This is a genomic window from Borreliella japonica (assembly GCF_900099615.1).
Lineage (GTDB): Bacteria > Spirochaetota > Spirochaetia > Borreliales > Borreliaceae > Borreliella > Borreliella japonica.
This window is the reverse complement of the sequence record NZ_FMTE01000002.1, coordinates 1-19,287: the sequence shown is the minus strand read 5'-3', so window position 1 is coordinate 19,287 and position 19,287 is coordinate 1. Positions and strand designations below refer to the sequence as shown.

At 28.4% G+C, this 19,287-nt stretch carries 11 protein-coding genes; 6 read left to right on the top strand and 5 right to left on the bottom strand.

Annotated elements, in window-relative coordinates; all coding sequences use genetic code 11:
• Window positions 1-12: 12 nt before the first annotated feature.
• Window positions 13-2,160 (bottom strand): AAA family ATPase, encoded by a 2,148-nt coding sequence (locus BLO14_RS00060; RefSeq protein WP_236736381.1) that lies wholly within the window; start codon window positions 2,158-2,160, stop codon window positions 13-15.
• 94 nt (window positions 2,161-2,254) lie between these two features.
• A complete protein-coding gene (locus tag BLO14_RS00055) occupies window positions 2,255-3,964 on the bottom strand; it encodes a phospho-sugar mutase (protein ID WP_091971477.1) in 1,710 nt (569 codons plus the stop codon).
• A 137-nt stretch (window positions 3,965-4,101) separates the two neighbouring features.
• On the opposite strand from BLO14_RS00055, the gene uvrB reads away from it, so the two are divergent.
• Genes uvrB through BLO14_RS00040 form a run of 3 tightly spaced genes read left to right on the top strand, consistent with a single transcriptional unit; the run spans window position 4,102 to window position 12,378 of the window.
• Window positions 4,102-6,096 carry an excinuclease ABC subunit UvrB gene (gene uvrB / locus BLO14_RS00050; protein WP_091971475.1) on the top strand — a complete coding sequence of 665 codons (1,995 nt, stop codon included), beginning with the start codon at window positions 4,102-4,104 and terminating at the stop codon, window positions 6,094-6,096.
• 16 nt (window positions 6,097-6,112) lie between these two features.
• A complete protein-coding gene (uvrA, locus tag BLO14_RS00045; protein ID WP_091971473.1) occupies window positions 6,113-8,965 on the top strand; it encodes an excinuclease ABC subunit UvrA in 2,853 nt (950 codons plus the stop codon).
• The gene (locus BLO14_RS00040; RefSeq protein ID WP_091971470.1) at window positions 8,920-12,378 is read left to right on the top strand and encodes an LPS-assembly protein LptD; all 3,459 of its coding nucleotides are present in this window, start codon (window positions 8,920-8,922) and stop codon (window positions 12,376-12,378) included. The genes uvrA and BLO14_RS00040 overlap by 46 nt, the downstream gene beginning before the upstream one ends.
• 9 nt (window positions 12,379-12,387) lie before the next feature.
• On the opposite strand, the gene BLO14_RS00035 is transcribed toward BLO14_RS00040, so the two are convergent.
• The 3 genes from BLO14_RS00035 to BLO14_RS00025 are packed head-to-tail and all read right to left on the bottom strand — an operon-like array spanning window position 12,388 to window position 15,139.
• Window positions 12,388-12,936, bottom strand: coding sequence for a hypothetical protein (locus BLO14_RS00035; RefSeq protein ID WP_091972257.1), 549 nt, complete (start codon window positions 12,934-12,936; stop codon window positions 12,388-12,390).
• A complete protein-coding gene (locus BLO14_RS00030; RefSeq protein WP_091971468.1) occupies window positions 12,905-13,507 on the bottom strand; it encodes a ribonuclease H family protein in 603 nt (200 codons plus the stop codon). Before BLO14_RS00030 ends, BLO14_RS00035 begins: the two co-directional genes overlap by 32 nt.
• Window positions 13,508-13,516: 9 nt before the next feature.
• Window positions 13,517-15,139, bottom strand: coding sequence for a hypothetical protein (locus tag BLO14_RS00025; RefSeq protein ID WP_091971465.1), 1,623 nt, complete (start codon window positions 15,137-15,139; stop codon window positions 13,517-13,519).
• A 186-nt stretch (window positions 15,140-15,325) separates the two neighbouring features.
• Between BLO14_RS00025 and arcA the strand changes: the two genes are divergently transcribed.
• The 3 genes from arcA (at window position 15,326) to BLO14_RS00010 (ending at window position 19,062) form a co-directional block, all read left to right on the top strand.
• The gene (gene arcA, locus BLO14_RS00020) at window positions 15,326-16,552 is read left to right on the top strand and encodes an arginine deiminase (RefSeq protein ID WP_091971462.1); all 1,227 of its coding nucleotides are present in this window, start codon (window positions 15,326-15,328) and stop codon (window positions 16,550-16,552) included.
• 65 nt (window positions 16,553-16,617) lie between these two features.
• Window positions 16,618-17,601, top strand: coding sequence for an ornithine carbamoyltransferase (argF, locus tag BLO14_RS00015; protein WP_091971459.1), 984 nt, complete (start codon window positions 16,618-16,620; stop codon window positions 17,599-17,601).
• 39 nt (window positions 17,602-17,640) lie between these two features.
• Window positions 17,641-19,062, top strand: a complete 1,422-nt coding sequence (locus tag BLO14_RS00010) for a YfcC family protein (protein WP_091971456.1) — start codon at window positions 17,641-17,643, stop codon at window positions 19,060-19,062.
• The last annotated feature ends 225 nt before the right edge of the window (window positions 19,063-19,287 follow it).

Genomic DNA, 19,287 nt, shown 5'->3' with positions numbered 1-19,287 from the left:
TATAATTCTCCTTTATTCTATTATTATTTTTTCTTTTTCTAAATAAACCGTTATTTTGCGTATGTCTTGATTTTCAGCTATTTTGGTGATAGCATTTTCTTCTATTTTTTCTTTTATTGCAGCAATTACGCTTCTTGCTCCTGAATTTTTTTTATAGTATTTTGTAGTTATAAATTTGTTAACATCTTTTTTTATTTCTATTTCAATTCCTTTAAAGTTAAATTTTGTTTTAAGGGCGTTTAAGTAGTTTTTGCAAATTTCTTCTATATTGTCCTTTGTAAGGATATTTAGGATAATTTTTTTTTGAATTCTGTCTAAAAGGGACAACTTAAATCTTTTTTCAAGATCTTGCTTTATTTCTTCTTCAAAGTGTTTTGTTTCTGAGCTTTTTTGTTGATTTTTATTGAATCCAATATTCTTTTCTCCAAGAAGCATTTTAGATCCAATGTTTGTAGTCATTATTATAATTGTATTTTTAAATATTATTTTATCTTCTTTGCTATCGATAAGTTCTCCATTTTCGAGCATTCGACTTATTAGGTTTAATATAGAATTGTGGGCATTTTCAATGTTTTCAAACAATATTAAAGTTTCAAATGAATGTTTTAATTTGTTTGTCAGAATGCCCCCATCAGAATAGCCTACGTATCCGGGATTTGTGCCAATTAATTTTGAAATAGAGTTTTCTTCTTTGTAATCTGACATATCTAGTTTTAATACTGAATTTTTATCCTTGATAATTTTTTTAGATAGTTCATCAATTAAAGTGGTTTTTCCACATCCGTTTGAGCCTATTAATAATATTGAAGTTAAAGGTTTAGAATCGTCATTGAGTCCAAGCCTGACTTTAATAATTTCTTTAATAAGTTCACTTACTGCATATTTTTGTCCGATCACTTTTTGATTGATTTTATTTTCTATTTCTTTTAATTCTGAAATTTCTTCTTTTATGTTATTTGTTGCTTTAATAGATAGTATTTCATTTATTGCTTCTTGTATGTCATCCGATGTTATGATATTGTCTTTTGTAGACTTTTCCTTTTTAATTGCACCGGCAATATCTATTATATCTATTGCTTTATCTGGGAATCTTTTATTTATTAGATATTTGGATGAGAGTTTTACTATATTTATAAGTGCATTTTTTTCATAGATTACTCCATGATAGTCTTCAAAATTTTTTGCAATATTTTTGATTATTTTTAGTGTATCTGTTTCATTGGGCTCTCTTACGGTAATTGTTTGGAATCTTCTGGCGAATGCTTTGTCTTTTGAAATATATTTTCGGTACTCATTGTAAGTAGTTGCTCCAATAATTTGTATTTCAGCTCTAGAAAGTGATGGTTTTAATATATTTGATGCATCAAGAGCACCTTCGGAGTTCCCAGCTCCTATTAAAGTGTGTATTTCATCAATAAATATTATTGTGTTTTTATTTTTTTCAACATACTTAATTATGTTATTTAAACGGTCTTCAAACTCACCTCTATACTTTGTTCCTGATACCAAGTTTGAAACTTTAAGCATTAAAATTGTTTTGTCTTGTAGTTTGTTACTTATTTTTTTTTGTACTATACTTGTTGCAAGCCCTTCAACTATTGCTGTTTTTCCTACTCCAGGCTCACCTATTAGCATTGCGCTATTTTTATTTCTTCTCAAGAGTATGTTTGTAAGAGTTTTAATCTCTTCTTCTCTTCCAATCAAGGGATCTAATTTTTTATCTTTTGCAAGTGCTGTTAAATTTTTGACGTACTTTCCAATGTCAAAGTGTTCATTTTCAAGTCTTATTTCTTCATCAAATTCTTTGTAGGTTTCAATTAATCTTACTTTATTTTTTTCCATGTATTCTAATATATTTTGATCTTTAAAGTCGAAGCTAGATTTACTTAGTTTGTACTTTTTTAGAAGTTTTTTATTTTTTAATATTTGATAAAAAATTTCTTTTGCTCCTATTAAGGCTTTAGATTTGAACTCTTTTTTAGCTTCTTTTATGAGAGTAAAGATTTCTTTATTTATTTTTGGAATAATTATCTCATTTTTTTCTATTAAAATTTTCTCTAATTTATCTATTTCGCATATAACTTCTTGTTTAATGTTTTTTAGAGTTTTGGTATCTATAAATTTTATTTCAGATTTTTTAGGAGTAGTGATTATAGACATTAATAGGTGCCAAATTGAAACTTCTTTATTTTTATTTTTTCTTGCAATTTCTTTTGAATCTATTTCTACTAAATTTATTAAATTTTCTGTTATGTTAATATTTTTTTATCTCCATCTTTATTACATTCATTATATCAAATATTTTATGTTTTTCCTTATTTTCGAGTTTTACAGATATATAAAATTTGATTTTTGGTTCTGTTCCAGAGGGTCTTGCAGTTATTACAATTTCGTTTTCAAGTATAAATCTTATTGCGTTTACAGGGTATTTATATTCTTTGATTTTCGAAATTTCTTTTTTGAAGTTAATTTTTTCAAGAGTGTTGTAGTCTAATTTTTCAATTATTTTAATTCCTGCGAATTGCATTTTTTTCTCTTTTCTTAGTTTTGACATTAGTGCTTCTCTTTGAATTTCTCCGTTAGCCCCTTCAAAGGTTTTTTCTATATTAAATTCTTCATAATAACCAAATTCTTCGTACATCTTTTCAAGATAATTCTTAATAGTTTGTTTTTTAGCTTTTAAATCAAGCACTAAAGAGCAAATTCCTTTTATGGCTGAAAATGCATCCTTGTCTCTAACTTTTCTTCCTATTAAATATCCATGACTTTCTTCGCATGCAAAAGCAAATTTTTTATTTGGTTCATTTTTTTCCATTTCATCGATTAAGCTTCCTATCCATTTAAATCCTGTGTAAGTTCTAAAAATTTGAGAACCATATTTTTTTGCAATTTTTTCTAACATTTGTGTTGTTACAAACGATGATATTACAAATGTATTTTTAGGATTTATTTCTTTTGAAAGTATATAGTTCATTAAAATGCATGATATTTGATTTCCGTTTAAGAATGTCCATTCGTTTTGATCTTTGAATGCAACTCCTATTCTGTCGGCATCTGGATCTGTTGCAAGGGCAATGTCACAATTTTCTTTTTTTGCAAGCTCTATTACTTTAAGCATTGATGTTTTTTTTTCTGGATTGGGATAGTTTATTGTTGGAAATTCAGGGTTTGGCAGTATTTGACTTTTTTCCAAAAAAAGCTGTATTTTACTGTTTGTAAAAAGTTTTTTTATTATGGTTCCACCGGTTCCATGTAGGGCCGTGTATGCTATTTTTAAGTTTGTTTTTTTACTATTCTTTTCAAAATCAGGAAATTCTTCGTTTATTGTTTTCAAATATTCTTCGTCTATCTCATCGCCTAGTTCTTTGATAATCTTTTTATTAATACCCTCTTTTATGGTAATTGTATTTATTATGTTTTTTATTTTTTTGATTTCATTAGTTATTAGTGTGTCATGAGGTGGCATCATTTGGATTCCGCCTTTCCAGTATGCTTTATATCCATTATATTCTTTTGAATTATGACTTGCTGTTATCATAACTCCAACGTCACAATCAAATTTTCTTATTGTATAAGATAGTTGGGGGGTAGATCTTAAGTTTTTGTATATGTATGTTTCAAAATTATTTGAGGCAAAAATTTGAGCAGCATTGTAAGCAAATTCTTTTGAAAAATATCTTGAATCATAACTTATTGCAACTTTAGGGTTTTTATTTATTTTAAGTACATAGTTGCATATTCCTTGGCTTATTTTTTTTACATTATAAGTGTTTATGTAGCATGTTCCAGCTCCAATGATTCCCCTCATTCCAGCAGTTCCAAATTCCAGATCTTTGTAAAATCTATTTAGAATTTCTGTCTCATTATTTGTTTTTTGAATTTTTATTGCTTCTTCTTTAAAGAATATATCTTTTTCAAGAAGAATGTAGTTTTTCAATTTTCTTTTGGCTTCGATTTTTTGCATCAATTGTCCTTTTTATTTTATTTTTTTAAACAAAGATTAATTAAATTATATTGATTTATAATGAATTATATACTTGATATAGAATTTATTATTAGATAATTTATAATAATGTGTATTAGATTTTGGTCGTTAAATTAATGATAGATTTTTTTTTAAAGTCAGAATATCTTCCTGCTGGTGATCAGCCTAAAGCAATAAAAGAAATTAAAAATTCTATTTTGCTGAGGAATAAATATCAAACATTAAAAGGTGTTACAGGGAGTGGAAAGACTTTCACAATTGCAAATATAATTAAAGATCTTAACAGGCCTGCTTTAGTTGTCAGCCATAACAAAACATTAGCGGCACAACTTTACAGAGAGTTTAAAGATTTTTTTCCAAATAATGCTGTTGAATATTTTGTTTCTTATTATGATTATTATCAGCCAGAATCCTATGTACCCTCAAAAGATTTGTTTATTGAAAAAGAAGCTACTATTAATACTGAGATAGAAATTAAGCGAATAAGGACGGTAACGTCTCTTGCTAAAAGACGAGATGTCGTTGTTGTTGCGACTGTGTCTTCAATTTATGCTCTTGGATCTCCAGATTTTTTCAAAAAATCAGCACGAGAGTTTTTTGTAGGCCAAAAAATTTCTATTAAAGAAATATCAGATATTTTTGTAGAACTTTATTATGAGAGAACTTTGATGAATCTTGAGAGAGACAAATTTTCAATTAAAGGAGATATTGTTGAAATTTGGCCTAGCAGTGAGCATGGAGAGTTTGCTTATCGAATTTGTTTAGATTTTGATGAAATTGTTGAAATATATAGGATTAGTTCATTTTCTAAAAAAAATTTAGGAACCACAAATAGTTTTACTCTTTTTGCTAAATCTTATTTTGTAATTCCTTATAAAAACGTATTAGAAGCGATACCTAAGATATCTTATGATTTGAATCTTCAATGTCAGTATTTTAAAAATAATGGCAAGCTTGTAGAAGCCGAGAGACTTAAGCAAAGAGTAGAATATGATTTAGAAATGCTTAGAGAAACAGGATTTTGTTCGGGCATTGAAAATTATTCTAAATATTTGAGTGGAAGTACAATGGGAAGACCTTATTGTCTTTTTGATTTTTTTCCAAAAGATTACTTATTGTTTGTAGATGAATCTCATGTTACATTGCCGCAATTTAGGGGAATGTATAATGGAGATTATTCTAGAAAATTAAATCTTGTTAACTTTGGATTTAGACTTCCTGCAGCGCTTGAAAACAGACCCCTTAAATATAATGAATTTGATGCATTAATTAATCAAGTTGTTTTTGTATCCGCAACTCCAGGTTTTGAAGAGAATGAAAAGAGTAGTGTAATTGTTGATCAAATAATTCGTCCTACAGGCCTTGTTGATCCTGAAATTATTACCAGGCATTCTGATGGTCAAATGGAAGATCTTTATAGCGAGATTCAAAAAAGAATAGCTCTTAAAGAGCGAGTTTTAATTACTACTTTGACAAAAAAAATGTCTGAGGATTTGACCGAATATTTAGTAAGTCTTGGTGTAAGGGCAAAATATTTACATTCAGAACTTGACGCTCTTGAAAGAGTGGAAGTTATTACATTGCTTAGAAAATCTGAAATTGATGTTATTGTTGGTATTAACTTACTTAGAGAGGGTTTGGATATCCCAGAAGTATCTCTTGTTGTAATATTAGATGCTGATAAAGTTGGGTTTTTAAGATCCACTACTTCATTAATACAAACAATTGGTAGGGCTGCTAGAAATTCTAATGGACTTGTAATAATGTATTACGACAAAATAAGTATAGCTATGCGGGAAGCAATTGAGGAGACCAATAGAAGACGTCAAATTCAAATTAACTATAATAAGAAAAATAATATTACTCCCAAGACAATTGTTAAGAAGATTCAAAATATTTTAGAAAAAGAACTTAATAATAAAAATAAAAATATTACCTATGACCTTGAAAAAATTATTTCAAGTGAGAGATTGTCTAAAAAAAAGCTTATTGATAAGCTTAAATTTAAACTAGAAGAAGCTGTTAGTGATGAAAGGTTTGAAGATGCAATTGTTTTAAGAGATAAAATAAAAGAGCTCGGTAGCAAAAATAGCGTGGTTCGTAACAAATAAAAGAGAGGTGTAATCTTTGGTAAAAAATTTGAAAAAAGAAATTATCGTCAGGGGAGCAAAAGAACATAATTTGAAAAATATTGATGTGAATATTCCAAAAGATGGTTTAGTTGTAATATCTGGAAAGAGCGGCTCTGGCAAATCTTCTCTAGCTTTTGATACCATTTTTTCAGAAGGTCAAAGAAGGTATATGGAATCCGTTTCAGCTTATGCAAGGCAGTTTTTAGGTGTAATGAAAAAGCCCAATGTTGATTACATAGATGGACTTTCTCCTTCTATAGCTATTGAGCAGAGAACAATAAGCAATAATCCCCGTTCTACTGTTGGAACAATTACTGAGATTTATGATTATTATAGACTAATATTTGCAAAAATAGGTAAAGCATACTGTCCAAATGATGGCAGATTAATAGAAGAGCAATCTTTAGATAAGATAGTTAATACTATTTTAAGTTATTCTGAGGGATCTAAAGTTGTACTTTTTGCACCAATTGTAAGGGGCTCTAAAGGTTCTCATAAAAAAGTTTTAGAAAAAATATTAAATCAAGGTTTCAATAAAGTTAGAATAAATTCTAAAGATTATTTAATAGAAGATGCACTTAATTTAAATCTACATAAAAATAAAAAACATACCATTGAAATTATAGTTGATAGGATTAAGCTTGGCAATAATGTTCGAGTTAGGCTTTCAGAATCTATTGAGACTTCCCTTGCTGTTTCTAATGGATATTTACGAGCGGAGATTGAAAATGATTTTGAAAAAATAGATAAGCTTTTTACAGAGCATAATAGTTGTCCTTTGTGTGGATTTTCTCTTCCTTTAATAGAGCCCAGACTTTTTTCTTTTAATAGTCCATTTGGTGCCTGCAGTGAGTGTTCTGGTCTTGGTGTTACACTTGAGTTTGATTTTGAGAGCATTTGTCCTGATACCAGTCTTTCTTTTAATGATGATGCTTTTATTACGTTTAAGACAAGTTCATCTTGGTCTGTGGCTATTTTTAAAGGACTTGCCAAGCATTATAGTTTTAAATTAAATACCCCCGTAAAAGACATTCCAGATAAAGTTCTTAAACAGATTTTATACGGTTCAAATGAAAAAATAGATTTTATTTACCAGTCCAAAGAAATGGAAGCAAAGGAAGTAGATGGAGGATTTCATTATTCTAAAAAGTTTGAAGGACTTTTGCCTCTTTTAAAAAGACGATATCTTACAACAGAATCAGAGAGTACTAAAATTTTTTATGAAAATTTGATGTCTAAAAAAGTCTGTAATTCATGCAAGGGAAAGCGGTTAAGTGTTGGAGCTTTAGCTGTGAAAATCAATGGGAGAGACATTCAAGATCTTAGTAATTTGTCTGTATTTGATTCTTATGTGTTTTTTGAAAACTTGCAGCTTGATGTTGTGGATGAAAAAATATCTAAAGAAATTTTAAAAGAAATTAAAAATAGGCTTAAATTTTTAATTGATGTTGGTCTTTCTTATTTGTATTTAAATAGAATATCGGGCAGTTTATCTGGTGGCGAGGCTCAGCGCATTAGGCTTGCTACTCAAATAGGGTCAGCACTTTCGGGCGTTATTTATGTTCTTGATGAGCCAAGTATTGGCCTTCATCAAAGAGATAACGAAAAATTAATTTCCACTCTTGTTAATCTTAAAAATCTTGGCAATACGGTAATTGTTGTTGAGCATGATGAGCAAACTTTGCGTACTGCAGACTATATTATTGATATGGGCCCTGGTGCTGGAATTCTTGGAGGGGAAATAGTTGCAAAGGGGGCCTTAATTGATATTTTAAATAATAAAAATAGCTTAACTGGTCAATATTTGAGTGGCAAGTTTAAAATAGATGTTCCAAGTTCTAGAAGAAAGACAGATAAGGGAGAAATTTTGCTTTTAGGTTCTAATAAAAACAATCTTAAAAATATAGACGTAAGCATTCCTTTAGGAGTTTTTACTGTAATAACAGGTGTTTCTGGTAGTGGAAAAAGCACTTTACTTAACGAAGTGTTGTATCCGGCTCTTGATAGCAGATTAAAGTTTAATGAAAAGTATTGCGATGGTTTTAAAGACATTGTTGGGCATGAAAGAATCGATAAAATTATTCAGATAAATCAAAAACCAATAGGTAGGACTTCAAGGTCAAACCCAGCAACTTATGTTGGATTCTTTACAGAAATCAGAGAGCTTTTTGCTAAGCTTCCAGATGCAAAATCAAGGGGGTTTAAAGCTGGTAGATTTTCTTTTAACGTTAAAGGTGGACGGTGTGAGAAATGCCAAGGAGATGGATATCTTAGTATTCAGATGCATTTTTTACCAGATGTTTTTGTCCCTTGTGATTTATGCAAGGGTAAGAAATTTAATGAAGAAACCTTAGAAATTAGGTATAAGGGGAAAAATATACACGATGTTTTAGAGATGAGTGTATTTGAAGCTAGAAAATTTTTTGAGAATATCCCAAAAATTAATCATTATTTAAAATTTTTAATTGAAGTTGGGCTTGAATATATTAAATTAGGACAATCTGCGACAACTTTCTCAGGGGGCGAAGCTCAACGCATTAAGTTAGCTTTTGAGTTAAGTAAAAAGAGCACAGGTAAAACCTTTTATATTATTGATGAACCAACAACCGGATTGCATTTTGATGATATAAAGAAATTGTTAGAGGTTTTGCAGCGGTTAGTTTCTAATGGCAATACAGTTGTGCTCATAGAGCATAATTTGGATGTAATCAAACAAGCAGATTATATAATAGATTTGGGGCCCGATGGCGGATCGGCAGGGGGGAATATCGTTGTTTCTGGTATTCCCGAAGAGGTTGCAAAATGCGAGAATTCCTATACAGGAATGTTTTTAAAAAATCTTTTGTAAGATTTTTAATTTTTTTAACATTTTCTAATGTAATTTTTGCTCAGACTACAAATAATGATGAAAATTCTAAAAAAAGAGATGACTTAACTTTAAGTCAAAAATCTTATTTAAGAGAACTTGAGCTTTCAACCGATGAAGATTTGAAAAAATGGGCCTTACAAGAAGGCCTAAAAGAAACAGATGTTTTGAAAATACGAGAATTGCTTTTAAAAAAGTTTGGAATAGATCCAGAACTTTTTGTGAAAGGAAAAGGACTTGCTGGATCTGATAGATATAAAATAATAATTGAAACTACAGACAATCTTGAAAATTTTACTTATGGACTTACTAAGGATGAGAGCATTGTTTTTGAAGGAAGAGTTGATATCTTGGTTGAAGATATCAAGGAGAATAAGAAACATAATATTAAAGGTGACAGAATAGTCCTTAATAGGAATTCTAAAAAACTTTATGCTATTGGAAATGTCGAATATGTTCTTGATATGGATACCAATGAAAAGCTTTATTTTTATGGTAATGAATTTCTTGTTGATTTTGATTCTCAAAATTTTCTATTAAAAGATGGTATTCTTCAGAAAAAAATGCAAAAAAATCAAATAGATCATATTCTTTCGTTTGGAGGCAAGGTTTTAAAAAAGATAGATAATGATGTTACTATTTTTGAACAAGCTTTTGTAACAACTAGTAAAATTCCAGAGCCTTACTATTCTATAAGGGCTTCTAAAATATGGGTATTGCCTTCAGGAGATTTTGGGTTTTTAAATGCTGTATTTTACATGGGAAGAGTTCCAATATTCTATATTCCTTTTTTTTTCAGACCGGGAGATAGTTTATTTTTTAATCCATCTTTAGGTTTGGATCCACGAAAAGGTTTTTCTGTTTTTAATACTATTTATCTTTTTGGTAATAAATCCTCAAGCGAAGATTCTTCCTTTTTGGATTTTGATTTTAATTCTGTTTATAATTCAGATAAAAAACCTTACATAAGAAATGGATATTTAACTTATTTTTTCGCAGAAAATTCAGCATCTAGTCAGAATAAAGATTATGTTAAGTTAATTTTTGATATTTATGCTAATTTAGGATTTTATTCTGGAATAGATTTTGATTTGAGCAATACTTTGGGGCATTTTAAAACTTTGGAAGGAAATTTTGGATTAGGTTTTACTAGAAATGTTTATAATTACGATGGAGGATATTATCCTTTTAATAATAGAACTTTAAAACAATCTCTTTTTAGTTTTTCTAATCTTAACAAAGGAGATATATTTGGGCTTGAAGTTCCTTTTAGATATTTACTTAAATTTAAAACAGAATTTCTTTTAAGCGATGCACTTTTTTCGGTTATCTTAGAGCACTATTCTGATCCATATGTTAATATTGATTTTAGAGATAGAATAGAGAGTGCTACATTTTTTTCTCTTTTAAATTTAGATCGAGATTCGGTTAAAGAGCAAACTAGTATTAATAGTTTTGATTGGAATTTGTCTTCTTTTTATAACCGAACATTTGGTGATAATTCAATTTTAGATTACAAATTAAATAATTTGGGCTTAAGTTTTAAATTGTCTGGTTATGAGAATCTTTATGTTAAATCTCCTTTAGAAAAGCCAAAAGAGATTAATGATCCTACAAGAAAATGGTTTTATTTGGAGAGAATTTATGTTCCATATATTGATTTAAATTTTCAAAAAGACCTTTACAATAATCAGTGGACATTTTCAGCTGATACTAACACTAAAGAAATGATAATGCGCCCAGAAATTAAAAATTTAGAAGATAAAGATAATGATAAAAAGAGTGTGAAGGGAGAAAAGACAAAAAAAATAAAAGATTTAAATGAAAATTTATATATATCTTCAGAACCAATTACTTTAAAAAATGTTGATCAATTTGATTCTTTTTTTGTTAGGTTTGGCATTAATCCTTATTTAAGAAATAATGTTTTTTTCAATAATTATGGTATTACAAGTCCAAAGGACTTTAATTATGAAATAAAAAATTATTTATTCGATATAAAAAATAAAACGGATATAAAAATTCATGCTGATTTTTATAATCGTTTAATTACTTTGGAGAATTTATTATATCTTAATACTATTGAGTATAATCCTTTAAATAAAGATTTTAAGATTGAAGATAAAGATAAAAAAAGTGAGCATTCTGTTATTAATCAAATAAATATAAACATGCTTCCTTTTATTAGGTATCCCTTATTTTCCAGAAGTATTTTAAAGTTTGAGAATAAGTCTACTTTGTATTCATTTAATAGAAAATATGATACTGATGCAAAATCTTTAGTTAATAAGAATAGTAGTATTTTTTTATCTGATCCTGAAACTTTTTATCAATTATTAACAGCTTCTTTAATTTATGATTATAATTATTTTAGTGCTGAGCTTTCAGGCGAATTAAAAAATAGTTTTGAAGATATTAATGCTTCTTCTGAGTTTAAACTTTCTTTAGATTTCCCTTATTTGTTGCAAGAGGCTGGGATTGGAATTAAATATTATAAAAAGTTTAAAGAAGATACTATAAAAAATCCTGGAATTTCTGTTGTTCAGCCCGTATTGAACCCTTTGGAGCCTCAAAAGCCAACATCACCTTATAAAAATTTAGAAATGTCTCCTGCTTTGTATTATAAAATTGAGCCAAGATATTTGAATTATTTTAAATTTAGTTTTTTAGCCGCTTATGATCCTTTGATAAATAGAGTTTCTGAACTTTCGTTTAAGCTTAATGTTTTTGATTTTCAGGTTTTGTTTGCAATGAAAGATGACTTTAAATATAATTATGATCCTTTAAAAGGAGATTTTTCCAAGGTTGGCATTACAACTGAACTTGTTCCATATTCTTTAGATTCTAGTTATAAAAAGGAATTGAATGTTTTAAATTTGTTTGATAATAAACTTTCTTTTACTTTAGGGATAGATGCCGGCTGGAAAATAAATTTGCAGAAATTTACAGATAATGAACTTCGTTCTGCATTGACTTTTAAATTTAAATATACAGAATTTTTAGAAATTTACTTTTCTACTTTTTCTGTCAATACTAAGACTTTTAGATACTTCAAAGGATATATGGATCAAATTGGCCTTGAGACCGTCAATATTTTCACTGATTTTTTGAAATCTTTCAATTTCTTTAATCTTCAAGATAGAAAAAATTCACTTTTTAAAATTAAAAAATTTTCATCTGGCTTTAAATTCAATTTTTATGATTGGAAATTTGTTGGCGAATATAATTTAGAGCCCGATTTGATAAGAGGATCTGACGGGATTTATTCTCCCATTTGGAGAAATAACTTTACAATTTATATCTCTTGGAATTTTTTTGCTCCCGTAAAAGCGTCATTTGAAAACAACAAAGATACAAATTATGAGCTTATCATTAATAGAAAAACAAAAAAATAATAATGGTTTTCATGTATTAGTAGCATTGATTTTAATAGTTCTTGTTATTAAAATATTTATTGTTTTTTTTGTCTCGATTTCTGCTTTTGTTATGTTGAGTTTAAAAATGGACGGATATTTAATAGTCAAGCTTAAGGCATTGCTATTTTTGTTTTTAGGATAAATTTTCAGTGGATATGCTTTAAATTTAAATGAAGTTTTAGGACCAATAAAAAACTCTCTATATTTACTTTTATACTTTGCTTCATTGTTTATTGTAAGATCTTCTTTTTTAAAGACAATCTTATCGTTGTTAAGACTAGTGTTTTGCCAATTTATTTTTACTATGTCTAAACTATTGTTTGTAATTTGAATATAAATATATTCATTTGTCGCTTTAATGACATCTATGTCAATGTATTTAGAGTGAGATTCTAAAACTTTAAAATTAGTTTTATAATCATGGTTTATTTTTATTGTTGTACAGCAATAAAAATAAACCATTGAGATCAAAAATATTGTTTTTATGTATTTTTTGGCAATATTTTTATCTAGTTTTGTGAAAACCAAGATCTGCAATATTTTCATTTCCTGGAATAAAAGAAATTTTTCCACCTTGTTCTTCAAATTTTTTCCTTAGTTCAACCGTCTTTTTGATTAAGTTAATAGTAATTTCTTTTAGTTTTTCGCTATTATAAATTCCTTTTGACCAATAGTCAATTATTAATTTACTGTCGCCAAATATGTTTTTTATATTTTCTTTTAATGCTATTTTGAGTGCTGTATATAGGGCAAGTAATTCTCCGAAATTATTGCTAATCCCTTGAAAATTTTTGACATAATGATTTCCATATTCATTAATCAAGGATTTATCTAGAATTTTATTCAATACCGAAATCCTTTTTTCGTTTACAACTCTAATTTCCACACCTTTTCCTCTTCCTGTTCCAGAATCAAAATATATTCCAATCGGATGATGATAATTTTTTTTATCCCCATTGTCCAATAGCCAATTTTGAGCTTGTTCTATTGTTTTAAAACTTTTTATTTTATTATTTTTTCCTTTAATAGCAGTTTTGCATTCTTCCCAGGATTTGAAAATGATTTTTTCATTGCTATTGATTAAAATGCATGCATAATATTTGTCCATATGGTAGTATTAACTTCCTGAACACCAAAGGTTTGTTATATTGCAAGCTCTTCCAAAAATTTTTTCTTGCGATTTTTTTATTTCCATTGTATCTATTATTTCTTTGTTGTAACCAATGAATTTTTCTTTTAAGCTAGGTTTAATGAGCCTTTTTGGGAGCACGCTTGGGAGTATTCCTGTAATCGTATAAGACATGTAAAAATTATAAGCTGCTGCATTTATTTCTCCAGGAGTAATTATTCCTGAAATTTCATAATTTCTTGATATATTAAGCCCCGCTATTTTATATATTCTATCAACTACTAAAGAGCAATAGGTTTTGTTATGAATTTCTTCAAGATTAAATGAATCTGTCCATAAATTAGAGGATATTAATGGAATCATGTATCCAAAGTTATTGTCAATATATCTGCTTCTTCCAAAATTAATAGCTTTTTGGATTGTTCTTGTGTCTGTTATTGGTGAGAATATTTTTAATATTCTTGATTGTACATATGTTGAAAGTTTCTCATATCCTGAGCCTTGAGTAGATGCTGTATCGAATTTGATTTGATTGCTTGTAATTATTGATTTTATATCGAAACTATCGTTTCCATTGAATGCATTTTTTTTAGTAGCTTCATATTTTTCTTCATCAAATATTCCTACATGTTGCCAAAAATAAAAAAACTCTGTCCAATCTATTTTTGGTTTTATTAGTATTATGTCACCATTTGATAAAAGAGATCTTAATTTTTCAGGGGTTATTTCAATGCCTGTATTTGGATCTATTATTTTTGGTATTAGATCATATTGATTACTGTTATCGGGATCAACAGTTGATCTTTTTTTCCTTCTAGGAGGTGTTGTTTGTTTCGAATAATACAATTCATTGTGAAGATCTGCAATTTTTTGTTTTTCAATTATTGTTTCTATTGTGTTGTTTTCAACTTTTAAAAAGTACATAAATTGTTTAAAATATTTTTTATCTTTTATTTTTAACAATTGATTTGCTATTATATGAGGTGCAACATATTCTTCCCCATCTATTATTTCTTTTGTTATTGAGTTTGTATTTTCTTGGGGAAAGAATGAATTGATATGGCTTAATTGTATGTATCCTAAATTTTTATCATTGAATGTTTGCTCAATTAAATTTAGAATTTCTTTTTCTAGGTGCATTTGTAATTCAATTAATGCTGTCAATTTTTCATTATCTGAATTTGTATGATCAAAATTTGTTTTTTTTTCAAAAGCAGTATCAATTTTGATTGTTAGATTGCCATTTACGCTGCTTTGATCTATAAACTTTATCCATTCTGTTTCATTATTTAAATAATTTTTATAAGCATTTAAATAGTTTTTTATTTCTTCTAGTTTCTGTGGACTTATTTTTATTTTTGCTGCTGTTTGTTTTATTAAGAAAGAATTATCGTTATTGTTTAAAATTTCTTGAATGTTGGATATTGGTATTCGATATTCTGTGCCGGAAGGATTCCTGATCAAAGAGCTTTCTAGTGGTGTTTTTTGTGTTAATATGATTTCTGATTTGCTTAGATTTTTTGACTTGTTATCCATAATTAAGGAGCAAGAGAATAATAAGATATGCATAGTCAATATTAATATTACTATTAATCTATTAATTTTCTTCATGATAGTATTTTAGCATAATTCTTGTTAATGTTTTGATTTAAAGTTTTGTTTTAGAATTTCTTTTTTTGTTTTTAGTAATTTTTTTATACCTATAATATTTTTTTAAAAATATTAATAAATAATTGATATTTTTAAATTTAAACTATAATATTTCAATATATGGCAATTTTTATAAAGGGGAAATCGATGGAGGGATATTTAAATCCAATAAATATATTTTCAGAAATAGGGCGTTTGAAAAAAGTTTTGCTTCATAGGCCAGGAGAAGAATTAGAAAATCTGACACCTTTGATTATGAAAAATTTTTTATTTGATGATATTCCTTATCTTGAAGTTGCAAGACAAGAGCATGAAGTTTTTGTAAGTACTTTAAAAAATAACTCAGTTGAAGTCGAATATGTTGAAGATCTCGTTAGCGAGGTTCTTGCTTCTTCTGTAGCGCTCAAAAATAAATTTATATCCCAATTTATTTTTGAGGCAGAAATAAAAACAGATGACTCAATTTCTATTTTAAAAGATTATTTTTCTAATTTGACTATTGATAATATGGTCTCTAAAATGATTTCGGGCGTTGCAAGAGAGGAGCTTAAAAATTATACATCCCTTGATGATTTGGTTAATAGTGCAATTCTTTTTATTATTGATCCTATGCCCAACGTTTTATTTACCAGGGATCCTTTTGCTAGTATTGGCAATGGAATTACAATAAATAAAATGTCTACTAAGGTTAGACATAGAGAAACGATATTTGCAGAGTATATTTTTAAATACCACCCTACTTACAAAGAAAATGTTTCAATTTGGTTTAATAGATGGGAAGAGACTTCTTTGGAAGGTGGAGATGAGCTTGTTTTAAGTAAAAATCTTTTGGTTATTGGAATTTCTGAAAGAACAGAAGCGAAGTCTGTAGAAAAATTAGCTATTAGTCTTTTTAAAAATAAAACTTCATTTAGCACAATTCTGGCTTTTAAAATTCCAAAAAATAGGGCTTATATGCACTTGGATACAGTTTTTACGCAAATTGATCATAGTGTTTTTATAAGTTTTATGAGTGATGATATGTATTTCTCAATTTATGCTTTAACTTATAATTCAAGTTCTAGTAAAATTCATATTAAAAAAGAAAAAGCCAGACTTAAAGATGTTTTGAGTTTTTATCTCGGTAGAAAGATTGACATAATAAAATGTGCAGGTGGAGATTTAATACATGCTGCAAGAGAACAATGGAATGATGGTGTTAATATTTTAGCTATAGCTCCAGGAGAAATAATTGCTTATTCTAGAAATCACGTGACTAATAAGTTGTTTGAAGAAAATGGTATTAAGGTTCACAGAATTCCTTCTAGTGAGCTTTCAAGAGGTCGTGGTGGTCCAAGATGTATGTCTATGCCTTTAATAAGAGAGGATATTTAGTATTTGATTCAAAACAAGTTAAGTAAATGTGTTTTTAAAACCAATTGTAAAGGTCAGAGGTTATTATGTATAATTTACGAAATAGGAGCTTTTTAAATCTTTTAGATTTTACAAGCAAAGATATTCGATATTTACTTGATTTATCTATTGATTTAAAAAGATCAAAATATGCAGGGATTGAAGTGCAAAAACTTAAAGGTAAAAATATAGTTATAATTTTTGAGAAAGATTCAACAAGAACGAGATGTGCTTTTGAGATTGCAGCGTATGATCAAGGTGCAAATATTACGTATTTAGGACCCAAAGGTAATCAAATAGGTGTAAAAGAGTCTATGATAGATACTGCTAGAGTTTTAGGACGCATGTATGATGCTATTGGATTTAGAGGGTTTTCTCAACAGACCGTTGAATGTTTGGCAAATTATTCTAATATTCCTGTTTACAATGGATTGACAGATATTTCTCATCCAACTCAAATACTAGCCGATTTAATGACAATAGAAGAGCATAAAGGAAGTTTAAAGGGGATTAAAATGGTATTTTGTGGCGATGGTAGAGGGAATATTGCCAATTCTTTGTTGAAAGGCTGTGCGATTATGGGACTTGATTTTAGAATTTTTGCTCCCAAAGAGCTTTTTCCAGATTCCGATTTGATGCTTAAGGTAAGGGCTTTGGCCTTAAAGAGTGGGGGTGAAATTACAATTACAGATTCTAAAGAAGAAGCTTTAAAATGTGCTGATGTTGTGTATACGGATGTGTGGGTATCTATGGGCGAGAGTAATTGGGAGGATAGAATAAATCTTTTAAAGTTTTATCAAGTCAATAAAGAGATAATGCGTATGGCAAAATCTGATGCAATATTTATGCATTGTCTGCCTGCTTTTCATGACTTAAGCACTGTGGTCGGTAAGGATATTTTTGATAAATATGGGCTTAATGGAATTGAAGTTACAGAAGAAATTTTTGAAAGTAAAAATTCAGTTGTTTTTGATGTTGCCGAAAATAGAGTGCATACTATTAAAGCCGTTATGGTAGCGACTTTGGGATAGCAATATCTTATCTACATGAAATTATTTAGGAGGAGCATTATGATCAAAATGCCAAGTAGTTTTACAATAATATTTTCTTTAATTGTATTTGTTACTATCCTAACATATGTAATTCCTGCTGGCAAGTTTGATAAAGAATTTAGACAAATAGGTGATGGACCTAAAAGGGAGATAATCGTTGCTGGAACTTATCAATCTGTAGATCGAGGTCCCAGAGGATTTTTTCATCCTATTATGACGATTTTAACTGCAATGTCAAAAGGTATGGAACATGCAGCTGAAATTATTATTTTTGTTTTAATTGTTGGGGGTGCTTATGGGATTATTATGAAAACAGGAGCAATAGATGCGGGAATTTATTGTTTAGTTAAGAAGTTGGGGCATAAAGATAAATTACTTATTCCTTTGTTAATGTTTATTTTTTCAATTGGTGGAACTGTAACTGGAATGAGCGAAGAGACCCTTCCTTTTTATTTTGTTATGATTCCTTTAATAATGGCTTTGGGTTATGATGCTCTTGTTGGAACAGCTATTATTGCTTTGGGAGCCGGAGTGGGCACTATGGCTTCTACTGTAAATCCATTTTCTACAGGAATTGCATCTGCAATAGCTTCTATTAACTTACGGGATGGATTTTATTTTAGAATTGTTCTTTATCTAGTATCAGTATCAGTTGCTATAATTTATGTTTGTGCTTATGCATCTAAAATTAAAAAAGATCCCTCAAAATCACTTGTATATTCTCAAAGAAATGAACATTATCAATATTTTGTTAAAAAAAATGAACTTTCTAGAGGCAATGCTCAGAATGTTGTTGAATTTACTTTTTCTCATAAATTAGTTTTACTTTTATTTGGGTTTATGATATTGGTTTTGATATTTAGTATTGTCCATCTTGGTTGGTGGATGCAAGAAATGACAATGTTATATCTTGGGGTTGCTATTATATCAGCTTTTATTTGTAGATTGGGTGAATCTGAAATGTGGGATGCGTTTGTGAAGGGTTCTGAAAGTCTGATAACGGCAGCTCTTGTTATCGGACTTGCCAGAGGTGTTATGATAGTATGTGATGATGGTTTGATTATAGCTACGATATTAAATGCTGCCATTAATTTTTTATATAATCTTCCGAGACCTTTTTTTATCATTTTGAATGAGATTATTCAAATATTTATAGGATTTGTTGTTCCATCTTCGTCGGGTCATGCTAGTTTAACTATGCCAATAATGGCTCCACTTGCTGATTTTTTGTCAATGCCGAGATCTTCGGTTGTTATTGCTATGCAAACTTCGTCTGGACTTATTAATTTAATAACACCCACAAGTGGAGTTGTAATGGCTATATTAGGAATATCTAAATTGAGTTATGGTACTTGGTTTAAGTTTGTTTTACCATTATTTATTATTGAATTTTTTATTTCCATATTAGTTATTATAGCTAACATTTATTTGAATTTGTAATTAAAATAAGAGTGCCAAGTATAAATTTATATACTATATACTTTATGAACATTAATAAATGAGATAGTATTCAATAAAATAAAAAATGTAAATAATCAAAAAAAATAATTGCAAATTGATGGACAATTTTTTAGAAATTATGACATTATTACTATATTTCTAATTTTTTGTTTTAATTTTTTATAAGCTAAATCATTTTTACTAGTTTTGAACCAGGGTTTAGGT